Source organism: Herbiconiux sp. 320_LB, assembly GCF_059691755.1.
Map to the genome: position 1 here is coordinate 356980 of NZ_JCAWAD010000004.1, position 22167 is coordinate 379146.

Sequence of the window (22167 nt, forward strand, 5' to 3'; positions counted from 1 at the left end):
GAGGGCATCTGATGATCGAGTTCCGCTCGGTGACGAAGCAGTTCCCGGACGGGACGGTCGCGGTCAAGTCCTTCGACCTCGTGATCCCGCCGCGCAAGACGACCGTGCTGGTCGGTTCCTCCGGCTGCGGCAAGACGACGCTGCTGCGGATGATCAACCGGATGATCGACCCGACCTCGGGCAGCATCCTGATCGACGGCGAGGACACCTCGACGCTCGCGCCGGTGAAGCTCCGCCGCCGGATCGGCTACGTGATGCAGAACTCCGGTCTGCTGCCCCACCGCAAGGTCGTCGACAACGTCGCGACCGTGCCGATCCTGAACGGCGTGCCGAAGAAGGAGGCGCGGGAGCACGCGCTCGAGCTGCTGGACACGGTGGGCCTTGACCGCTCGCTCGCCGACAAGTACCCGCGCCAGCTCTCCGGCGGCCAGCAGCAGCGCGTGGGAGTCGCCCGCGGGCTCGCGGCCGACCCGAACATCCTGCTGATGGACGAGCCCTTCGGCGCCGTCGACCCGATCGTGCGCGCCGAGCTGCAGCAGGAGACGATCCGCCTGCAGGACGGCCTGGGCAAGACCGTCGTCTTCGTCACCCACGACATCGACGAGGCCTTCCTGCTGGGCCACCAGGTCGTCATCCTGCAGAAGGGCGGCCACATCGCCCAGGTCGGGACGCCGGCCGAGATCCTCGCGAACCCGGCCGACGACTTCGTCGCCTCGTTCGTCGGCGCCGACAAGGGCAAGCGCGTGCTCCGGATCGAGCGCGTCGACGGCACAGACGTGGTGGTCGACGAGAACGGGACGCCGACCGGGGTGCTCCGGCCATGAAGTGGCTCGGATCGAATCTCGATCTGGTCTGGGAGCTGATCGTCGCTCACGTCGGGCTGGCCGTGCCCCCGATCGTGATCGGCTTCCTGCTCTCCATCCCGCTGGGCTGGGTGGCGAACCGCTTCCGCATCTCGCGGGGCGTCATCCTCCTGGTGCTCGGACTGCTCTACACGATCCCCTCGCTGCCGCTGTTCATCTTCATGCCGTTGATCCTCGGCACCAACCAGCTCTCCTCGGCGAACGTCGTGGTGGGCCTCACGATCTACGCGATCGCGCTGATGGTGCGCTCCTCGGCCGACGGCCTGGCCTCGGTCGACGACGACATCCTGCAGGCCGCCTCGGCCATGGGCTACTCGGCCTGGCAGCGGTTCTGGCGGGTCGAGCTCCCCCTCTCCGGCCCGGTACTCCTCGCCGGCCTCCGGGTGGTCTCGGCGAGCACCGTGAGCCTGGCCACGATCGGCTCGGTGATCGGGGTGACCAGCCTCGGCTACCTCTTCATCAACGGCTTCCAGCGCAACATCCCCGCCGAGGTGATCACCGGCATCGTGGCGACGCTTCTGGTCGCCGTGGTCTTCGACCTCGTGCTGGTGCTCCTCGGGCGGTTGATCCTGCCCTGGAACCGGAGCGATCGGACGAGCTCGCGCGCGGCCCGCCGCAACGCCGCGCTGCTGGTGGGGGGTGTCTCGTGAACTTCGTCGTGGAGGGCTTCGGCTGGATCTTCGACCCGGCGAACGCCGGCGGCCCCCAGGGCTGGATCGCGCGACTGCTCGAGCAGCTCGCCTACACCTTCGGCGCGGTCGCGATCGGCGCGGTGATCGCCATCCCGCTCGGCTACCTGGTGGGCCACACCGGCCGGGGCCGTGACATCGCCGTCTCGCTCTCCGGGGGCCTCCGCGCCCTGCCGAGCCTCGGCGTGCTGATCCTGATCGGCCTCGGGCTCGGGATCGGGTTCAAGGCGCCGCTGATCACCTTCGTGATCCTCGCCATCCCCCCGATCCTGGCCGGCGCTTACTCCGGATTCGAAGCGGTGGACCGCAAGACGATCGACGCGGCCCGGGCCGTGGGGATGACCGAGTGGCAGGTCGTCACGCGGGTCGAGGTGCCGCTCGGGCTCCCGCTCCTGATCGGCGGCATCCGCTCCGGCGTGCTGCAGGTCGTCGCGACCGCGACGCTCGCCGGGTACATCTCCGGCGGCGCGCTCGGCGTCTTCATCTTTGAGGGCACCAGCACGCGCAACTACGCCGAGACACTCGGCGCATCCATCCTCGTGACGGCCCTCGCGCTCGCTCTCGAGGGAATCTTCGCCCTCGTGCAGCGGTTGGTCGTTCCACGCGGAGTCGTCGCGAAGGAAGCCAAAGACCTCCGGCCGCGGTCATCCCGTCCGCAGCCGGTGATGGGAATCCCCATCCACGAAGGGAAATGATCACATGTTCACAGCAATCAAGAAAGGCCGGCTCGTCGCAGGGCTAGTCGCGGTCAGTGCGACGGTGGCACTGGCAGGGTGCTCGTCAAGCAATCCGCTCGACACCTCGTCCAGTTCGTCCAGCGGCGACGGTTCGGCCATCGTCATCGGCTCGCAGGCCTACTACTCCAACGAGATCATCGCGGAGATCTACGCTCAGGCCCTCGAGGCGAACGGTGTGAGCGTCACCCGCCAGTTCAACATCGGCCAGCGCGACGCCTACCTGCCCGCCCTGGAGAGCGGCGAGGTGCAGCTGTTCCCGGAGTACTCCGGCAACCTGCTGCAGTACTACGACCCCGAGACCACGGCCAAGACCAGCGACGACGTCTACGCGGCCCTCAAGGGCGCGCTGCCCGAGGGCCTCGAGGTGCTCGACCAGTCGCCGGCCACCGACCAGGACTCCTACAACGTCACCAAGGAGTTCTCCGACGCCAACAAGGTCACCAGCCTCGAAGACCTCTCCAAGGTCACGACGCCGATCACCCTCGGCGGCAACTCCGAGCTGCAGACCCGCCCGTACGGCCCCCAGGGTCTGCTCTCGACCTACGGCGTGACCGTGGGCTTCACCCCGATCGAGGACTCGGGCGGACCGCTGACGATCCAGGCGCTGAAGGACGACACGGTCCAGCTGGTCAACATCTACTCGGCTGACCCGAACATCAGCACCAACAACCTGGTGACGCTGGAAGACCCGAAGGGCCTCTTCCTCGCCTCCAACGTCGTCCCGCTGATCAACTCGGATGCGGCGACCCCCGAGGTCTCCGACGTCATCAACAAGGTCAGCGCGGCGCTCACCGCCGCCGATCTCGTCGAGCTGAACTCGCAGAGCGTCAACGACCAGGAGTCGGCCGACAAGATCGCCTCCGACTGGCTCGCCAAGGTCAAGCTCTTCTGACGACCTGAGCCTCCGAAGGCCCCGTCCCGCGCGATCTGCGGGGCGGGGCCTTTTTCGTGTATGGGGTTGTATACACGCTGATGTCCCGGGATGCGTGCTGCACATCCGTTCAATCATGCGGTGCGGCGGGACTTTAGGCCTGGCTTGTATACAGGGGTTCGTAGACTGTAGGTGTCATGAACGAGCTTCTCGATCCACTCCTGCTGTCGCGGTGGCAGTTCGGTCTCACGACCATCTACCACTTCCTGTTCGTGCCCCTGACGATCGGGCTCGCGACCACGGTGGCGATCTTCCAGACCGCCTGGGTGCGCACGGACAAGACCAAGTACCTCCAGCTGACCCGGTTCTTCGGCAAGATCTTCCTGATCAACTTCGCTATGGGCGTGGTGACCGGGATCGTGCAGGAGTTCCAGTTCGGCATGAACTGGTCGGACTACTCCCGCTTCGTCGGCGACGTCTTCGGGGCACCGCTCGCGCTCGAGGGCCTGCTCGCGTTCTTCCTCGAGGCGACGTTCATCGGCCTCTGGATCTTCGGCTGGGACAGGCTGCCGAAGAAGATCCACCTGCTGACCATCTGGGCCACCGCGATCGGCAGCACGCTCTCGGCCTACTTCATCATCGCCGCCAACTCGTTCATGCAGAACCCCGTCGGCTACGAGATCAACGAGGCCAAGGGTCGCGCCGAGCTCACCGACATCTGGGCGCTCCTGACGAACAAGGTCGCGCTCGCGGCCTTCCCGCACACGGTCTTCGCCTGCTTCATGGTCACCGCCGGGCTCATCATCGCCGCGGCCGCCTGGCACCTCTACCGCAACCAGCACCTGGAGACCATGCGTCCGGCGCTGAAGTTCGGCCTGTGGATGATGGTGATCGCCGGTGCGCTCACCGTGCTGAGCGGCGACCAGCTGGGCCTGGCGATGGTGGAGACGCAGCCGATGAAGATGGCCGCGGCGGAGGCGATGTACACGACCTCCACCGGCGCGGACGCCTCGTTCTCGATCTTCACGCTGGGCACACCCGACGGCGTGCACGAACTCTTCTCCATCCGCATCCCGTACCTGCTGTCGTTCCTGTCGACCCACACCTTCGACGGCACGGTCGAGGGCATCAACGACCTCCAGGCGCAGTACACGCAGCTGTACGGTCCCGGCGACTACACCCCGACCATCTGGGTCACCTACTGGGCCTTCCGCTGGATGATCGGCCTCGGCATGGCGCACGTGCTGATCGCCGTCGTGGGGCTGTGGATCACCCGGCGCGGGCGCCAGCCCCGCTGGCGCTGGCTCTGGCGGGTCGCGATCTGGGCCTTCCCGCTCTCGCTCGGCGCGATGATCGTGGGCTGGATCTTCACCGAGATGGGTCGGCAGCCGTGGATCGTGTTCAGCCTGCTGAAGACCTCCGACGCGGTCTCGCCGGGCATCACGGGCCTGGACGTGCTGATCTCGCTGGTCGCCTTCACCGTGATCTACGGCTCGCTCGCCGTGGTCGAGTTCCGGCTGATCAAGAAGGCCATCCAGAAGGGGCCGGACGAGCCGCCCGAGCCCGACCCGGAATCCGGCGAGCTCCGGCACGCGGCGACGGTCTACTAGGAGGACATGATGGATCTCACAGTCCTGTGGTTCGCTATCGTCGGCTTCTTCTTCGTCGGCTACTTCGTGCTCGACGGCTTCGACTTCGGCGTCGGGATGTCGCTGCCCTTCCTCGGCCGCGACGACACCGACCGTCGCGTGCTGATCAACACGATCGGTCCGGTCTGGGATCTCAACGAGACCTGGGTCATCGTCGCCGGCGCCGCCCTGTTCGCCGCCTTCCCGGAGTGGTACGCCACCCTGTTCAGCGGGTTCTACCTGCCGCTCCTGCTCATCCTGCTCGCCCTCATCCTCCGCGGGGTCTCGTTCGAGTACCGCCACCAGCGGCCCGAGGCGGCCTGGAAGAAGCGCTTCGACCGGATGATCGTGATCGGGTCGGTCGTGCCCGCCTTCCTCTGGGGGGTCGCCTTCGCCAACATCGTGCGCGGTGTGCCCCTGGATGCGAACCACGACTATATCGGCGGCTTCTTCGGGCTGCTGAACCCGTACGCGCTCCTCGGCGGCCTCACGACGCTGCTGCTGTTCTTCACCCACGGCGTCGTGTTCGTGTCGCTGAAGACCGAGGGGGAGATCCGGCAGCGGGCACGTCGGCTCGCCGTGCGGGCGGGAGCCGTGACGATCGTCGTCGCCGCGGTCTTCCTGGGCTGGACCACGCTCGCCTACGGAACGCCGCTCTCGGGCATCCTGTCGGCCGTCGCCGCGGTGACGCTGATCGCCTCCTTCGTGGCCAACCTCCGGGGCTGGGAGGGGCGGGCGTTCGCACTGATGGCGGTGACGATCGCGGTGGCCGTCGTGAGTCTGTTCGCCGCGCTGTTCCCGGATGTGATGCCCGCCTCGAACGATGCCGCCAACAGCCTCACGATCGAGAACGCGTCCTCCTCGGCCTACACGCTGCAGATCATGAGCTGGGTGGCGCTGGCCTTCGTTCCGCTGATCGTCGGCTACCAGGCCTGGACCTACTGGGTCTTCCGCAAGCGGGTCGGCCGCGCGCAGATCCCGGTCGAGAGCGCACACTAGAACCGTGCGACCAGTCGATCCGAGGCTCCTGCGGTACGCCAGAGCGGCGAGGTCGTTCTTCCTCGTCGGCGGAGCGGTCGCGGTGCTGCAGACGGCGGCGACCGTGGCCTTCGCGTACCTGGTGACCCAGTTGATCGTGCGGGGGATCGCGGGGGAGCCGCTCGCGGCGCTCGCCGTGCCGGTGGCCGCGCTGGCCCTCGTGATCGCGCTGCGGTTCCTGCTCGCCTGGGCCTCGGAGGCGAGCGCGCTCCGCGGGGCCGCGGTGGTGAAGAGCCAGCTGCGCACCCGGGTGCTCGACGCCGTCACGCGGCTCGGCCCGGGCTGGCTGGCCTCGCGCAACTCGACCGCGGTCGGGGTGACGACCGGGCCAGGGCTCGACGCGCTCGACACCTACTTCGCCCGCTACCTGCCGCAGCTGGTGCTGACAGCGGTGGCCACGCCGCTGGTCGTGGTGGTGATCTGGTCGGAGGACTGGATCTCCGGGCTCACCGTGGTGCTGACCCTGCCGCTCATCCCGGTCTTCATGATCCTGATCGGCTGGGCGACGCAGAGCGTGCAGCAGAAGCAGTGGGAGAAGCTCACCCGGCTCGGCGTCGCCTTCCTCGACGTGGTTGGCGGGCTGTCGACGCTGACGGTCTTCGGGCGTCAGCACCGGCAGACCACCCGCATCCGGCGCGTGACCGAGGAGTACCGCGGCGAGACGATGCGGGTGCTGCGGATCTCGTTCCTCAGCGGCTTCGCCCTCGAGCTCGCGGCGAGCCTGTCGGTGGCGCTCGTCGCGGTCTCGATCGGCGTGCGACTGATCGACGGGAGCCTCGGGCTCGGGGTGGGGCTGTTCGTGCTGCTGCTCGCGCCGGAGGCCTTCCTGCCGATCCGGAACGTGGGGGCGCAGTTCCACGCGGCGGCCGACGGGATCGCGGCGGCGGAGGAGGTGTTCGCGATCATCGGGGCTGCGGGGGCTGCGGGGGCGGGGACTGCTGGTGCTGCGGGCGCTGGTGCTGTCGGGGCCACGGGGGCTGCGGGCGTGGGGGCTCGGCTCGGGGCGCCGACGACCGCGCCCGGTGCGCGGCCCGCCCGCCTCGGCCTGCGGATCGAGGAGCTCTCGGTGCGGTACGGCGAGACCGTGGCGCTCGACCGGTTCTCGGCCGAGGTGCCGGCCGGGGCGGTCACGGCCCTCACCGGCCCGAGCGGCAGCGGCAAGTCCTCGCTCCTCGGCGCCCTGCTGGGCTTCGTGCCGCACGAGGGCATGGTCGTGGTCGACGGTGCGCCGGTGACGGATGGCGGACCGCAGCCGTGGCTGGCCTGGGCGGGGCAGCGGGCCACGCTGGTCGCGGGGCCGGTCGCCGACAACGTCACGCTCGGCGACTCCGCGCCGGACACGGCGCTCGCCCGCGCCGCCCTCGACCTGGTCGGCGGGGCGGACATCGCGCTCGAGACCGTCGTCGACCCGAGCGGGGGAGGTCTCTCTGGCGGCCAGGCGCAGCGCGTCTCGAGCGCCCGAGCGGTCTACCGGGCCCGCCGGCTCGACTGCTCGGTGGTCGTCTTCGACGAGCCCACCTCGGCCCTGGACGCCGTTGCCGAGGAGACCTTCGTCGCCGGCCTCCGCGCGCTCGCGGCCGAGGATCGGGCGGTGCTGGTGGTCAGCCACCGGCGCGCGGTGATCGCCGCGGCCGACCGGGTGCTCGCGCTCGGCGGCGTTCAGGTCGAGTCGGTTGCCGCCCGAATCGCGGTCGGGGCGACCGAGGCCGACCCAGGCACGCTGGTCGAGGCCGGTGCCGCCCGGCTCGCGGCCGAGCGGAGCCTCACGTGAACCGCCGCGAGGTGCTCCGGCTCGCCCAGCCCTCGCTCCGGCGCTTCCTCCCGGGCGTGCTGCTCGGCCTGGTCAGCGCGCTGTGCGCCGTGGGGCTGCTCGCGACGGCGGCCTGGCTGATCACCCGCGCTGCGGAGCAGCCGCCCATCCTGTACCTCTCGGCCGCGATGGTGGGGGTGCGGGCCTTCGCGCTCGGGCGCGCGGCGTTCCGCTACCTCGAACGGCTCGCCGGGCACGACGCGGCGTTCGCGACGCTGCCCGAGCTCCGGGTCGGCGTCTACGAGCGGCTCGTCCCGGTCGCCCCGGACGGCTTGGGCGGGAACCGTCGCGGTGACCTGCTCACCCGCCTGGTCGCCGACGTCGACGAGCAGCAGAACCTCCCGCTCCGCGTCGTCCAGCCGCTCCTGATCTCGGGGCTCACGGCGCTCGCCGTCGTGGTCGTCGTCTCCGTCCTGCTCCCGGCGGCCGGCCTGATCCTGGGCCTCGGTCTGGTGATCGCCGCGGTGCTCGGCACGGTGCTGAACTCGCGGGTCTCCGGGGCCGCCGAGCGCGAGCTCGCCGGGCTCCGCGGGCGCTACCAGGCCGACCTGGCCGACTACCTCGGGTCGCTCGACGTGCTGGTCGCCTACGGTGCCGACGGGGCGGCCCGGGAGCGCCTCGCGGAGGCCGACCGCGCGCTCACCCGCGCATCCGTTCGACGCTCGCTCGGCGGTGCGCTGACGACGGCGCTGGTCACCCTGGTGTCGGGGGCGGTCACGCTCGGCATCCTGGCCGCAGGCATCCCGCAGTTGCAGACCGGGATGGCGGACGGCGGCGGGCTCGGTGGCAGCGGGCTCGGCGGTGGCGGCTTCGACGGCCCGGTGCTCGCGCTGGTCGCGCTCGTGCCGATGGCGGTGTTCGAGGTGTTCGCGATGGTGCCTCTCGCCTGGGGCGCCTGGCGGCAGGTGGCCGCGAGCGCCGACCGCATCGCCGCCGTGGTGCCCGACGTCGTGCCGGCCGAGATCCCCGTCGACGGCCCGGCCGCCGTCAGGCCCGCGCCCGCCCGGGGCGAGCCGGTGCGGCTCACGGTCCGAGGGATGACCGCGCGGTGGCCCGGCGGGGAGCACGAGCCGCCCGCCCTCGCCCCAGTCTCGCTCGATCTCGGCCCGGGCGACCGCGTGCTGGTGCGGGGGGCGAGCGGTGCCGGCAAGACGACGCTGGCGCACGCGCTGGTGCGCTTCCTCGAGCACGGCGGCCGGTACGAGCTGAACGGCGTCGACGTGCGCGAGTACCCGGCCGATGCCGTGCGCTCGGTCGTCGGTTTGTGCGAACAGCGCCCCTACCTGTTCGACGACGACCTGCGGCAGAACCTGCTCTTCGCCAAGGAGTCGGCCGACGACGACGAGCTCGAGGCCGTGCTCGACCGTGTCGGCCTCGGCGAATGGATGCGCGAGCGCGGCGGGCTGGCGGCCCGCGTCGGCGAGCGCGGCGCCCTCGTCTCCGGCGGTCAGGCCCAGCGGATCGCCCTGGCGCGGGCACTCCTCGCCGGCTTCCCGGTGCTGGTGCTCGACGAGCCAACCGCCAACGTCGACCCGGATCGGGCGGACGCGCTGCTGGCCGACCTCCTCGCGGCCGCCACGGGCGAGGACCGCGCGGTGCTGCTCATCTCGCACACCCCGGTGCCGGCGGAGCTCGTCACCTCGACGGTGACGCTCACCGCGGGTCGCTGACCGGCGCGCCGGGTCGGCCGGCGCGGCTCAGGGCGGCGCTCCGGGCCGGCCGGCGCGGCTCAGAGCGGGCGGCTGAGCGCCGCGAGCCGCTTGCGCCAGGTCGCGACGCGCTCGGGTCGCACGAGCAGCTCCGGCCCGTCGATCCAGGTGTCGACGAGGGCGATCCCGCGCAGGGCGCTGACGATCCACACCTCGCAGCCCGCGAGATCCGCGGGCCGCGCGCGCTCCTCGACCACCCGGGTCCCGGTCGCGGTGGCGATCAACCGGATGCTCCGAGCCGTCACACTGGCGACCCGCGCGAGGTCGCCGGCCGGTGCGACCAGGGTCTCGCCGCGCCACCAGAGCAGGGCCGAGCTCGAGCCGTCCACGACCCGTCCGTCCTCCAGCAGCACCACCTCGTCGGCGCCGTTCTCCTGGGCCGCGGCCCGCAGGTCGATCAGCGTCTCGAGGTCGGGGCCCTTCACGCGGGGCACCCGGCGCGGGTCGGCGCCGCGGTGGGTGCTGAGCACGGCCGTGTCGCGCATCCGGGGCGCCACCCTCACCCGGAGCCGCAGCTCGAGACCGCCGCCCGGGAAGCGCGCCAGCTCGACGCGCGGGAAGAGGGCGGCGTCGCGGAAGGAGCGGAGCCGGCCGATCGAGGCGCCCCAGAACCCCTCGGGGTCGAGGGCGGTTGCGCCCGGCACCCGCTCGGCCACGGAGTCGAGGAAGCGCTCGCGGTGGGCGTCGAGCGCCCGGGCGCGGCCGGAGGGCGAGACGAACCAGGAGTCGGCGACCTCGAGGGCCTCGTGCGGGATCAGGTCGCGCTCGAGGAGGGCGCCACCGGTCCAGGTGAAGGTCGCGGGGGCGTCGGCCATCCGGTCACCCTTCCTTCTCGGCTGGGCTCCCACGGTAGTACAGCCCGGGAACACCCCGGACTTTAGTACTGTTGACAGGTGGTGCGCCTTGCGCACCCCATCCCGAGCGGACCACTCCTTCCCGAAATCCCGAGCCGTGGTTCGCCTGTGCCTGCAACGAATGAGAGTCACGTGGCCACCGAGAACACATCCCCTGCTTCCGCCACGCCGGGAGAGGACGGCGCCGAGCGCTACGACTTCCGTGCCCTCCAGGAGAAGTGGCAGCCGGTCTGGGAGGAGCTGAAGCCCTTCCGCACCGACCTCGACGGCGACAAGCGCCCCCGCAAGTACGTGCTCGACATGTTCCCCTACCCCTCGGGCGATCTGCACATGGGCCACGCCGAGGCCTACGCGCTCGGCGACGTGGTCGCGCGCTACTGGCGCCAGCAGGGCTTCAACGTGCTGCACCCGATCGGCTGGGACTCGTTCGGCCTGCCCGCCGAGAACGCCGCCATCAAGCGCGGCCTCGACCCGCGGCAGTGGACCTACGACAACATCGCGCAGCAGGAGTCGAGCTTCAAGAAGTACGCCGGCTCCTTCGACTGGGACCGGGTGCTGCACACCTCCGACCCCGAGTACTACAAGTGGAACCAGTGGCTGTTCCTGAAGATGTACGAGAAGGGCCTGGCGTACCGCAAGGCCAGCTGGGTCAACTGGGACCCGGTGGACCAGACGGTCCTCGCGAACGAGCAGGTGCTGCCCGACGGCACCTCCGAGCGCTCCGGCGCCGTGGTCGTGAAGAAGAAGCTGACGCAGTGGTACTTCCGCATCACCGACTACGCCGACCGGCTGCTCGACGACCTCAAGCAGCTCGAGGGCACCTGGCCGGCCAAGGTCATCGCGATGCAGCGCAACTGGATCGGCCGTTCGATCGGCGCCGACGTCGACTTCGCCATCGAGGGCCGTGACGAGCCGGTCACCGTGTTCACCACCCGCCCCGACACGCTCTACGGCGCGACCTTCATGGTCGTCGCCCCCGATTCGGACCTCGCGATCGAGCTCGCGGCGGGGTCGCCGTCGGAGGAGGTGCGGACGCGGTTCTCGGCGTACCTCGCCGACGTGCAGAAGTCGTCCGAGACCGAGCGCCAGGCCACCGACCGGCCGAAGACCGGCATCTTCCTCGAGCGCTACGCGATCAACCCGGTCAACGGCGAGCGCCTGCCGATCTGGGCGGCCGACTACGTGCTGGCCGACTACGGCCACGGCGCGGTCATGGCCGTGCCCGCGCACGACCAGCGCGACCTCGACTTCGCGCGCGCCTTCGGTCTGCCGGTCAAGATGGTCGTCGACACGCTCGCGCCCGTCACCGGGGCCATCCCGGTCATCGACCTCGACGACCTGCCCGAGATCCCGGACCTGGATCCGGCGACCACCGGCATCGCCCTGCCCGGTGAGGGCCGGCTGATCAACTCCGGTCCGCTCGACGGGCTGAGCAAGTCGAACGCGATCCGCAAGATCATCGAGACGCTGGAGGCCGCGGGCACCGGGCGCCCGGCGAAGAACTACCGCCTGCGCGACTGGCTCATCTCGCGGCAGCGCTACTGGGGCACGCCCATCCCGATCATCCACGGCGAAGACGGCCAGGAGTACTCGGTGCCGGAGGACCAGCTGCCGGTGCTGCTGCCGCCGACCGAGGGGCTGAACCTGACCCCGAAGGGCACCTCGCCGCTGGGCGCGGCCGCCGATTGGGTGAACGTGCCGAACCCGGTCGACGGCTCGCCCGCGCTCCGCGACCCGGACACGATGGACACCTTCGTCGACAGCTCGTGGTACTTCCTGCGCTTCCTGTCGCCGAACGACGAGACCAAGGCCTTCGACCCGCGTGAGGTCGACAAGTGGGCTCCGGTCGACCAGTACGTCGGCGGTGTCACGCACGCGATCCTGCACCTGCTGTACGCCCGCTTCATCACGAAGGTGCTGTTCGACCTCGGCTACGTCGGCTTCACCGAGCCGTTCAGCGCGCTGCTGAACCAGGGCATGGTGCTGATGGACGGCTCGGCGATGTCGAAGTCCAAGGGCAACCTGGTGCGCCTGTCGGACCAGCTCGAGGAGCACGGTGTGGATGCGGTGCGCCTGACGATGGCGTTCGCCGGCCCGCCGGAGGACGACATCGACTGGAACGACGTGTCGCCCGCCGGCTCGGCGAAGTTCCTCGCCCGGGCCTGGCGGCTCGTCGGCGACGTCACCTCGCCGCCCTCGGTCAACTGGCGCGACGGCGACCGGGCGCTGCGCCGGGTCACCCACCGCTTCCTCGCCGAGGCGCCCGGGCTGATCGAGGCCTTCAAGTTCAACGTCGTCGTGGCGCGCCTGATGGAGCTCGTGAACGCGGCCCGCAAGGCCATCGACTCGGGCCCCGGCGGTGGCGACCCGGCGGTGCGCGAGGCGGTCGAGACGATCGCGCTCGGGCTGTCGCTGTTCGCGCCGTACACGGCCGAGGACATGTGGGCGCGGCTGGGCTACGAGCCCTCCATCGCCAACTACGGCTGGCGCGGCGCCGACCCGTCGCTGCTCACCGAGGAGACCGTGACGGCCGTCGTGCAGGTCGACGGCAAGGTGCGCGACCGCATCGAGGTGTCGCCGAAGATCGACGGTGCGGCGCTGGAGGCGGAGGCGCGTGCGCTGCCGTCGGTCGTGCGCTCGATCGCGTCGCGCGAGATCGTGACCGTCGTGGCGCGGGCGCCCCGGCTGATCAACTTCGTCACAAAGCCCGCTTCGTAGCGGGTTCTCCACAGATCTCGGTCTGTGGGGTGGCGGTGGGTGCGCGGTCTCTAGCGTGGGCGCATGGATGTGGCGCGGCGTGGTGGGGTCGGTGGGCTCGGTGACGGTGGTGGCGCAGGCGCTGCGGGTGCTGCCGGCGCTGCGGGCGCCGTGCGCGCCGCGGGCGCCTCGCTGCCAACTGCGGCCGCTGCCGGCACCGATGCGGACTCTGAGCGGGAGCATGCAGCGGCAACGATAGCGGTGGCGTCTCCGGAATCGCCTTCGGTGACGGATGCGGTCGGACCGTCGGTGCGGGTGCGCGTGGGGATCGGTGCCGCCGTGGTGCTCGTCGTGGTCGCGCTGGTGTGCTCGGTGCTCGTCACGGCGTTCTCGCCCGTCGGGTCGACGACGGTCTTCGGCGGGGCGGCCACGGCTGCTCCGGGTGTGGGTCACTCAGGGTCACCACTCTCGTCCGATGGCTCGTCGGCTGCCTCCGGAACGGCCGCCCCCGACCCGTCGTCCGGTGGCGGTGGCAGTGCGGGTGCCGGTTCGCGCTCGGGCGGTGGGGGCGCCGGCTCCGGTGCTGCGTCGGGCGCGGGCGGGGCAGCGGATGCGGGCGGCACGTCCGCGACGATCCTGGTGCACGTCCTCGGCGCCGTCGCGTCGCCCGGGGTGTACGAGCTCCCCGAGGCGTCCCGGGTGATCGACGCCGTCGCGGCGGCCGGGGGTCTCGCCGGGACGGCCGACCAGGCGTCCGTGAACCTCGCGCGGGTGCTGGTCGACGGGGAGCAGCTCCGCATCCTGGCGATCGGCGAGGTGCCGCCACCGCCAGTGGCCGGGGCGGGTGCCGCTTCGGGCGCGGGTGCCGGTGGCCCGGGCTCGTCCTCCGCCGGTGGCTCCGCGGGTTCGGGCGCGGGGGCGTCGGGAGGCGCACCGCCCGTGATCAACCTGAACGCGGCGACCGAGCTCGATCTCGACGGTCTGCCGCGCATCGGTCCGGCCATGGCCGCCCGCATCATCACCTGGCGCACCGACAACGGCCCCTTCACCTCCGTCGACGACCTCCTCCAGATCCCCGGAATCGGCGACAAGACCCTAGAGTCCCTCCGCCCCCTGGTCACGGTCTGACCCCGACATGCCTCCGCCTCTGCCTGCCGCGCTGCCGCTGTCGTCTGCCGCGCCGTCGCCTGCTGCGCCTTCGCCCGCCGCGCCGTCGCCGGCCTCCGTCGCACGCCGCGTCGGATCACGCATTCCACGGCGGCGGGTCTGCAATTCCACCGTGCCGGTGCGTGATGGGGACTGACCTGCGACTGGGCGTGCCGGCGGTCGCCGCGTGGGCGGTCGGATACGTGCTCACCGGTGCGCCGCTCGCCGCCGGCTGGACCGCCGCGGCAGCGTGGGTCACCGCGGCTGCCATCCTCCTCGCGCTGCTCCGCCTGCGCGGATCCCCACGGGTGCTGCCGACGATGGGGCTGGCTGTCGCCGCCGTGGCGCTCGTCAGCACCGCGTGCTTCGGGATGGGGCATCTGCGGCATCCACCGGGGCTGGCATCCGAGGGTCCGCGATCGGGGACGGCCGAGATTGTTATCACAGGCACGCCCTCCCAGGCATCGACCGGGTTCTTCGCGTCGTCGGAAGCTGTGCCCTCGGGCCCCGCCTCACCGGCGGGCTCCAGCACGACGGCGGAGCCCCAGCGGGTGAAGGTGGCGGGGGAGCTCGTGGCGTTCAGCGCGAGCCACGCCACGACGACCGCCCGCGCTCCCGTGCTCGTCTTCGCCACGGTCGACGATCCCGCGGCCCTCGGCATCGGCGCGACCCTCACCCTCACCGGGTCGCTCCTGGCCAAGCCGCCCGGTGAGTCCACCGAGTTCCTGTTCTTCGGCCGCGGACGGGCCGAGGTCACCGCGGCCGCCCCCTGGTACCTCGCCTGGGCCGACACCGTCCGCTCGGCCTTCCGGGCCGCCGCCGCACCGCTGCCGGGTGACGGAGCACACCTCCTCACCGGCCTCGCGATCGGCGACGACTCCCAGATCACGGACGACCTGAAGGACGCCATGATCGTCAGCGGCCTCACCCACCTCACCGCGGTCTCCGGCGCGAACTGCGCGGTGATCGTCGCCTGCGTCATGCTCGTCGGCGGCGCGCTCGGCCTCGGCCGCCGCTCGCGGGTCATCGTCTCCATCGTCGTGCTGGCCCTCTTCGTCGCGGTCGTCACGCCCGAGCCCAGCGTGCTGCGCGCCTCGACGATGGCGGTCATCGTGCTCGTCGCCCTGGCCCTCGGGCGCCCGGCCGCCGGCATCCCGCCGCTGTGCCTCTCGGTCGTCGTGCTCCTGGCGCTCGACCCCTGGCTCGCCCGCAGCGCCGGCTTCGCGCTCTCGGTGCTCGCGACCGGCGGACTGCTGCTGCTCACCCGTCCACTCGCCCGGGTCGCCGAACGTGTCCTCCCGCGCTGGCTCGCCCTCGCGCTCGCCGTCCCGGTGGCCGCGCAGCTCGCCTGCCAGCCCGTCCTGTTCCTCCTCTCGCCCCAGCTCACGCCGTATACCGTCCCGGCCAACCTGCTGACCGAGCCCGCCGCGGCCCTGGTGAGCATCCTCGGACTCGTCGTCTGCCTGCTCGCCGTCCCGCTGCCCGGGCTCGCGGCGGCCCTGATCTGGCTGCCCTGGGCCCCCTCCGCCTGGATCGGCGCGGTCGCGCGGTTCTTCGCCGCGGCCCCCGGCGCCTCGGTGCCGCTGCCCGACGGCGCCCTCGCCGCGGCGGCCACCGTGGTGCTCACCGCGCTGGCCCTGCTCGCGCTGCTCGGGCGTCGCGCGCATCCACTGCTCTCCCGCGCATCCGGTGCCGTGGCGCTCGTCAGCGCACTGTTCCTCGCGGCGACGACCGGGGGCGGGCTGATCGCCCATGCGAGGGCCGTGCCGCCCGACTGGCAGCTGGCCGCCTGCGACATCGGCCAGGGCGACGCGGTGCTCGTGCGCAGTCACGGGGTGACGGCGCTCGTCGACGTCGGCCCCGATCCGGAACCCCTCACCGCGTGCCTCGACCAGCTGGCTGTCCCGACGATCGACCTCCTCGTGCTGACCCATTACGACCGTGACCACGTGGGCGGCCTCGATGCCGTGCTCGGGCGGGTCGACCGTGCCCTGGTCGGCCCGCCGGACGGTCCAGCCGACGAGCGGATGCTCGCTCGCCTGCGCGACGGGGGCGCCGACATCGCGCTCGCGGCGCGCGGCCAGTCGGGCCAGCTCGGCGACTACCGGTACGACGTGCTCTGGCCACGCCCGTCGACGCCACTCCGGGGAAACGACGCCAGCGTGACACTGCTGTTCGCCGGCCCGCTCCGGATGCTCTTCCTCGGCGACCTGGGGGAGCAGGCCCAGCAGGCCGTGAGGTCTGCGAACCGCATCGGCCGGGTCGACGTGGTCAAGGTCGCGCACCACGGCAGTGCCGATCAGAGCGAGCAGCTGTACCTCGACGTGCACGCGATGGTCGGCATCATCTCGGTCGGCGCCGGCAACACCTACGGCCACCCGACCGACCGGCTCCTCGGCATCCTGGGCCGTGCCGGCACCCGCCCGTTCCGCACCGACCTCGGCGGCCTCACCACCGTCTCCGGCACCGCCGCCCACCTCGAACTCTGGTCCTCCCGGGCCCCGCCCTGACCCGTCGGGAGGGCGGGCCAGGACCGGCCGAGCGCTGTACCGCCATGGTGCCCGCGGATGGTGCGCCGGGGGTCGGTGACGGGGGTGGACGGTAGACTCGTCGAGGCTGAGGAGGTGCCGTGGCGGTTGCACGTGGAGGCAAGGCGGCGACGAAGTCGAGCGCCAAGATCGCCATCCCCCAGCTCGGCTGGAACGAGGTGCGTCCCGCCCCGGTCGTGCTGGTCACCGGCCCCGAGACCTTCCTCGCCGAGCGGGCGATCCGTCAGCTCCGCGACCTGCTGAAGGCCGAGGATCCGAGTCTGGAGATCACCGACATCGAGGCGTCGTCGTACGCCCCGGGTGAGCTGCTCTCGCTCGCGAGCCCGTCCCTGTTCGGCGAGCCGCGCCTGATCCGGGTCAGCGGCGTCGAGAAGTGCACCGACGCGTTCATCGAGGATGCGATCTCCTACCTCGCCTACCCGGCCGACGACGTCTACCTCGTGCTGCGCCACGGCGGCGGCGTGCGGGGCAAGAAGCTCCTCGAGGCGGTGCGTGCGGCCGCCGGGGTCGCCGTCGAGGTCGTCTGCGCCGAGCTGAAACGGGATGCCGACAAGTACGACTTCGCCTCGGCCGAGTTCCGGGCCTCCGGCAAACGGGTCTCACCGGGCGCGGTCCGCGCCCTCGTCTCCGCGTTCTCGGACGACCTGGCCGAGCTCTCGGCCGCGGTCGCCCAGCTGATCTCCGACTCGAGCGACGAGATCACCGAGGTCACGGTCGAGCGCTACTACGCCGGCCGGGTCGAGACGAACGCCTTCGCGGTGGCCGACTCGGCCATCGCGGGCAACTACGGCGACTCGCTCGGCCTGCTGCGCCACGCGCTCGCCTCGGGAGCGGATCCGGTGCCGATCGTCGCGGCCTTCGCGATGAAGCTCCGCACGATGGCCAAGGTGATGGGCACCCGTGGTGCCTCGGGCCAGCTCGCCGGCCAGCTCGGGATGGCGCCCTGGCAGGTCGACCGCGCGCGGCGCGATCTCTCGGGGTGGACGGGGGAGGGGCTGGGTCGGAGCATCCAGATCCTCGCCGAGACCGACGAGAGCGTGAAGGGTGCCGGGCGCGACCCCGTCTACGCCCTCGAGCGAATGATCGGCGTCATCTCCTCCCGCGGCACCCTCTGACCGCGACCGCCACGCTCCTCCGACCGCCACAACCCACTCACCGCTGCAAGCCCGCGATCGAACGCCGCACGAACCGCCCCCGGCAACGACGAAGGGCCCCGCCGAAGCGGAGCCCTGGGTCGTACTGAGCGGCACGGAGCCGCCGAAGCGCTTAGAGCGCCGAGACCTGCTTGGCGATGGCCGACTTGCGGTTCGCCGCCTGGTTCTTGTGGATGACGCCCTTGGAGACGGCCTTGTCGAGCTTCTTGCCGGCCAGGACCAGCGACGTCTCCGCCTTGGTCTTGTCGCCGGCGACGACGGCCTCGCGGGTGGCGCGGATGGCGGTCTTGAGCTCGCTCTTGACGGCCTTGTTGCGCTCCTGAGCCTTCTTGTTGGTGCCGATGCGCTTGATCTGCGACTTGATGTTTGCCACGGAAATAACCTCTGTATCTGTTCGGATGAGTGCGGTGCGATGCTCTGCTGCGGCCGAGCCGCAGATGAAGCCACTCGCTGTTCGCACCCGACGGAAATCGCGTGGATGCGTAAGCCAACAGGCAACATTACCAGTTCTCGGCGGACTGGACAATCCGGCCGTCATACCCAGGAGGTACCGTAGAAGCCTATGCCACGTCTCGCCGCCCACACCGACTCCGTTCCGCCCTCGGGGATCCGCCGTATCTTCGAACTCGCGCACTCGGTCGACGACGTGATCTACCTCGTCGTCGGCGAGCCCGACGTGAGCGTGGATGCGGCGGTGCTGGCCCGGGGAGCGGCCGCCTGGGAGGCGGACGACACCGATTACACGCCCAACGGCGGCATCCCCGAGCTCCGTGAGGCGATCGTCCGCACGGTCGCCGAGCGCAACGGCATCCAGACCGACACCGAGCGCGTCTGGGTCACGAACGGTGCGACGCAGGCGCTCTACCTGGCGATGTCGCTGCTGCTCGACCCGGGCGACGAGGTGCTCGTCCCCGACCCGGGCTACACGACCTTCACGATGAACGCCCACCTGGTCGCGGCGACCCCCGTGCCCTACCCGCTGCGCCCCGAGAACGCCTTCGAGCCCGACCTCGCCGAGCTCGAGCGCCTGATCACCGACCGCACCCGCGTGCTCATCGTCAACTCGCCCTCCAACCCGCTCGGCGCGGTGTTCGGCGAGGCGACGCTCCGAGCCCTCCTCGCCTTCGCGGTCGAGCACGACCTGTGGATCCTGAGCGACGAGGTCTACGAGCGGTTCAGCTACGGCGCGCCCCACCTGAGCATCGCGGGGCTCGACCCCGCGACGGCCGACCGGGTGCTCACGGTCTTCTCGGCATCCAAGACCTACGCCCTGACCGGCGCCCGGGTGGGCTGGCTGCTCACGCCGCCCGGATTCGCCCCGCTGATGCGATCGGCACAGGAGGCGATGATCAGCTGCGTCAACACGCCCGCCCAGCGCGCGGTCGTCGCGGCGCTCGGCGGCTCGCAGGAGCACGTGACGGCGGCGGCCGACCACTACCGCGACAACCTCGCGCACGCGACGGCCGCGCTGCGGGAGCGCGGCATCCGCTACCTCGAACCGACCGGCGCCTTCTACCTCTGGGTCGACGTCTCGCACGCCAGTGGGGGCGATGTCGCCGAGTGGGCGGAGCGGTTCCTGCTCGAGCAGCGGGTCGCCGTGGCTCCGGGCAGCGCCTTCGGGCGGATGGGGGAGGGCTGGATCAGACTCTGCGTCGCCGCGGGCCTCGACGACCTGCTCGAGGGCATCCGCCGACTCCCGGCCCCGCCCGCCGACGCCGCCCCGCCCGCTGCCGTCGCCGCCCCGCCTGCCGTCGCCGCGTCGCACGCCGACGCCGCCCCGCACGCCGACGCCGCCTCGCACGCCGGCGTCACCCCGCTTGCCGACGCAGCCCCGCCCGCGGCCGCTGCGCCGGCCTCCACCCCCGCGCACCGCCTCCCCGCCGACATCACCGTCCGGCTCATCCGCCCCGACGAGTACGAGGCCGTGTCGCGCCAGCGCTACGGGGCGTACGCACACGACTTCGACATCGAGGGCCCCTACGGCGAGCAGGTCGCCGCCGTCGCCGAGCACGCCACGACGGCCGAGGTGTGGGTCGCCGTCGACGAGGCGAGCGGTCACCTCCTGGGCTCGGTGACGCTGCCGCGCGACGGCGGGGCGCTGACGAGTCTGGCCCGCGAGGGCGAGCTCGAGTTCCGGCTGCTCGCCGTCGATCCGGCGGCGCGGGGTCGCGGCGTCGGCCGGCTGCTCACCGAGTTCGTGCTCGCCGAGGCGCGCCGCCGCGGTGCTCACCGTGTCGTGATGAACAGCGGCACCGAGATGATCGTGGCGCACCGCCTGTACGAGTCGCTCGGCTTCGCCCGCATGCCCGATCGCGAGAACCCGCCCGGCATCGAGCCCACCCGCGCCTACGGTCTCGACCTCGGCCCCACCCTCGAGCCCACCGTCGACCCCACCCTCGGGCCCGGCCTGGACCGAGAGCCGAACGGCGCCGCCCCGACCCGAGGCCCGCGCCCATGAGGATCGCCGTCATCGGCACCGGCGCGATCGGCGGCACCGTCGCCGCCCTCGCCGACCGGGCGGGCCACGAGGTCGCCGTCACCGCCCGCGGCGCCCAGCTCGACGCCCTTCGCGACACCGGGCTGCACCTGACCGGCCAGTGGGGCGACCACCTGGCCCGGCCCCGTGCATCCGCTCGGCTCGACGAGAAGCCCGAGCTCGCGGTGCTCGCGGTGAAGGCTCAGGATGCGGATGCCGCGATCGACGAGAACGCCGCGTTCCTCGACGGCGTGCCGCTCGTGGTCGTGCAGAACGGCCTCGGCGGTGCGGAGGCGGCCGCGGCCCGGCTGCCGGGCACCCCCGTCATCGGCGCCCTCGCCCTCTACGCCGCCTCGTACCTCTCGCCCGGCCGGGTCGAGATCACCACCGCCGCGACGACCTACCTCGGCCGTCTCGTCGGCACCCCGCAGGACGCCTTCGCGACCGCGCTCGAGACCTTCGCCTCGTTCATGCCCACCGAGACCACCGCCAACTTCACCGGCGCGCAGTGGACCAAGCTGATCGTCAACCAGATCAACGCCCTCCCGGCGATCACCGGGCTCTCGGTGCAGGAGTCGATCGCCGACCCCCGCCTTCGGCGAGTGCTCACCGCGAGCATGCGCGAGGCGGTCATGGTGGCCCGGGCCTCCGGCGTGCGGTTCGAGCCGCTGCTCGGCCTCAGCGACGGGCTGCTCCTCGCCTTCGAGTGGGCGCCGCCGCGGCTCGCCCGGCTGCTGCCGCGGGCGATGGCGAAGCGGATGGGGTCGACCCCGAACCCGGGGTCGACCCTGCAGAGCATCCGCCGCGGTCAGCTGACCGAGATCGACTACCTGAACGGCGCCGTCGTGGAGGCGGCTGCCCGCGTCAAGGTGCTCGCGCCCCTGAACGCCGCTCTGGTCGGCCTGGTGCACCGGGTGGAGCGCGAGGGCGCCTTCATCCCGCCGTCGGTCGTGGTGCGGCAGCTGTCCCGCCTGCTCGACGCCCGCTGACGCGAGCGCCGGCAGACCAGTCCTCAGCCCGCGTACGATCCGCTGCGCAGCTCGTCGACCAGGCTCGGCCCGTTCGGCTCCCAGCCGAGGTCGATCCGAGCCGCCGCGCCCGTGGCCTGCTGGTCCAGCAGCAGCGCGTCGCCGAAGCCCTCGCCGAGGCGCTCGTGCACCTGCTCGACCGAGGTCGGTGCGACGCGCCCGTCGAGCCCCGCCGCGGCCGAGGCCGCCTCGCCGAGCTCGCGCACGGTCGGGTTCTGCCCGCTGGCGCCGATGTAGTACGAGCCGGCCGGGGCCAGGTCGAAGGCGAGGAGGTAGAGCTCGGCCAGGTCGTCGACGAACACCGTGGTCCAGTGCTGGTCGCCCGAACCGATGAGCTCGAGCGCCTGCCCCTCCGGGGTGTCGACGCGGGCCGCGCCCGAGACCGCGTTCGGGATGCCGCCGCCGTGCCCGAACACGATCCCGGGGGCGATGATTGTCGTCTTGACGCCCGAGGCGCTCCGCACCCGCGCCTCGACCGGCAGGCGCCAGGAGGTGAGGGCGGGCGGGTCGAACGGGGTGCGCTCGGTCAGGTCGGCGCCGGATCCGAAGACCCAGATCCCGCCGGTGTGCACGTAGGGCTTGTCGCTGCCCTCCAGGCCGGCGAACACCGCCGCGACGAAGCTGTCGTCGGTCGGGGCGCTCGACTCGTCGCCGGGGCTGGCGAGGTGGATGACGCCGTCGCTGTCCAGCGCCAGCGAGGTGATGAGCTCACGATCGGTGAGCGTGCCGAGCACGGCGGTGGCGCCCTGCGCCCTCACCTCGTCGGCCTTTTCTTCGGTGCGCACGAGGGCGACGACGTCGCGGCCCTGGGCGCGGAGTTGACGGAGGACAGCGGATCCGATGAAACCGGTCGCACCGGTGAGGAGAATAGCCATACGTCGATTCAACCGGTTCGGAGCGCCCGCATTCCAGTGCATG

General features: G+C 71.8%; 17 protein-coding genes. 14 read left to right on the plus strand and 3 right to left on the minus strand.

Features of this window, described 5'->3' with window-relative positions:
- Positions 1-11 precede the first annotated feature (11 nt).
- The 8 genes from AC59HU_RS13085 (at position 12) to cydC (ending at position 9306) form a co-directional block, all read left to right on the plus strand.
- Positions 12-824 (plus strand): ABC transporter ATP-binding protein, encoded by an 813-nt coding sequence (locus AC59HU_RS13085; protein ID WP_497223862.1) that lies wholly within the window; start codon positions 12-14, stop codon positions 822-824.
- Positions 821-1513 (plus strand): ABC transporter permease, encoded by a 693-nt coding sequence (locus tag AC59HU_RS13090; protein ID WP_497223863.1) that lies wholly within the window; start codon positions 821-823, stop codon positions 1511-1513. Before AC59HU_RS13085 ends, AC59HU_RS13090 begins: the two co-directional genes overlap by 4 nt.
- Positions 1510-2247, plus strand: coding sequence for an ABC transporter permease (locus AC59HU_RS13095; protein ID WP_497223864.1), 738 nt, complete (start codon positions 1510-1512; stop codon positions 2245-2247). Before AC59HU_RS13090 ends, AC59HU_RS13095 begins: the two co-directional genes overlap by 4 nt.
- Positions 2248-2251: 4 nt before the next feature.
- Complete coding sequence (locus AC59HU_RS13100; protein WP_497223865.1) at positions 2252-3181, plus strand: ABC transporter substrate-binding protein; 930 nt, start codon at positions 2252-2254, stop codon at positions 3179-3181.
- 176 nt (positions 3182-3357) lie between these two features.
- Entirely contained in the window at positions 3358-4770 is a 1413-nt protein-coding gene (locus tag AC59HU_RS13105) for a cytochrome ubiquinol oxidase subunit I (protein WP_497223866.1), read from the plus strand.
- A gap of 9 nt (positions 4771-4779) precedes the next feature.
- Entirely contained in the window at positions 4780-5787 is a 1008-nt protein-coding gene (cydB, locus tag AC59HU_RS13110; protein ID WP_497223867.1) for a cytochrome d ubiquinol oxidase subunit II, read from the plus strand.
- A 4-nt stretch (positions 5788-5791) separates the two neighbouring features.
- Positions 5792-7597 carry a thiol reductant ABC exporter subunit CydD gene (gene cydD / locus AC59HU_RS13115; protein ID WP_497223868.1) on the plus strand — a complete coding sequence of 602 codons (1806 nt, stop codon included), beginning with the start codon at positions 5792-5794 and terminating at the stop codon, positions 7595-7597.
- Positions 7594-9306 carry a thiol reductant ABC exporter subunit CydC gene (gene cydC / locus AC59HU_RS13120; protein ID WP_497223869.1) on the plus strand — a complete coding sequence of 571 codons (1713 nt, stop codon included), beginning with the start codon at positions 7594-7596 and terminating at the stop codon, positions 9304-9306. The genes cydD and cydC overlap by 4 nt, the downstream gene beginning before the upstream one ends.
- Positions 9307-9365: 59 nt before the next feature.
- Here cydC and AC59HU_RS13125 read toward each other — a convergent pair whose 3' ends face one another.
- Complete coding sequence (locus AC59HU_RS13125; RefSeq protein ID WP_497223870.1) at positions 9366-10160, minus strand: aminotransferase class IV; 795 nt, start codon at positions 10158-10160, stop codon at positions 9366-9368.
- 171 nt (positions 10161-10331) lie between these two features.
- Here AC59HU_RS13125 and leuS point away from each other — a divergent pair, with 171 nt between their 5' ends.
- From leuS to holA, 4 genes are all read left to right on the plus strand, one after another.
- The gene (gene leuS / locus AC59HU_RS13130) at positions 10332-12917 is read left to right on the plus strand and encodes a leucine--tRNA ligase (RefSeq protein ID WP_497223871.1); all 2586 of its coding nucleotides are present in this window, start codon (positions 10332-10334) and stop codon (positions 12915-12917) included.
- Positions 12918-13157: 240 nt separating this feature from the next.
- A complete protein-coding gene (locus AC59HU_RS13135) occupies positions 13158-14024 on the plus strand; it encodes a ComEA family DNA-binding protein (protein ID WP_497223872.1) in 867 nt (288 codons plus the stop codon).
- A gap of 164 nt (positions 14025-14188) precedes the next feature.
- Positions 14189-16552 (plus strand): ComEC/Rec2 family competence protein, encoded by a 2364-nt coding sequence (locus AC59HU_RS13140; RefSeq protein WP_497223935.1) that lies wholly within the window; start codon positions 14189-14191, stop codon positions 16550-16552.
- A gap of 119 nt (positions 16553-16671) precedes the next feature.
- The gene (holA, locus tag AC59HU_RS13145; RefSeq protein WP_497223873.1) at positions 16672-17706 is read left to right on the plus strand and encodes a DNA polymerase III subunit delta; all 1035 of its coding nucleotides are present in this window, start codon (positions 16672-16674) and stop codon (positions 17704-17706) included.
- A gap of 151 nt (positions 17707-17857) precedes the next feature.
- Here the strand turns inward: holA and rpsT are convergent, their stop codons facing one another.
- Positions 17858-18118 (minus strand): 30S ribosomal protein S20, encoded by a 261-nt coding sequence (gene rpsT / locus AC59HU_RS13150; protein ID WP_497223874.1) that lies wholly within the window; start codon positions 18116-18118, stop codon positions 17858-17860.
- A 189-nt stretch (positions 18119-18307) separates the two neighbouring features.
- Here rpsT and AC59HU_RS13155 point away from each other — a divergent pair, with 189 nt between their 5' ends.
- The gene (locus AC59HU_RS13155) at positions 18308-20203 is read left to right on the plus strand and encodes an aminotransferase class I/II-fold pyridoxal phosphate-dependent enzyme (RefSeq protein ID WP_497223875.1); all 1896 of its coding nucleotides are present in this window, start codon (positions 18308-18310) and stop codon (positions 20201-20203) included.
- Positions 20200-21210 (plus strand): ketopantoate reductase family protein, encoded by a 1011-nt coding sequence (locus AC59HU_RS13160; protein WP_497223876.1) that lies wholly within the window; start codon positions 20200-20202, stop codon positions 21208-21210. Before AC59HU_RS13155 ends, AC59HU_RS13160 begins: the two co-directional genes overlap by 4 nt.
- 23 nt (positions 21211-21233) lie before the next feature.
- On the opposite strand, the gene AC59HU_RS13165 is transcribed toward AC59HU_RS13160, so the two are convergent.
- On the minus strand, positions 21234-22124 hold the full coding sequence (locus AC59HU_RS13165; protein WP_497223877.1) for an NAD-dependent epimerase/dehydratase family protein: 891 nt from the start codon (positions 22122-22124) through the stop codon (positions 21234-21236).
- Positions 22125-22167: the final 43 nt, after the last annotated feature.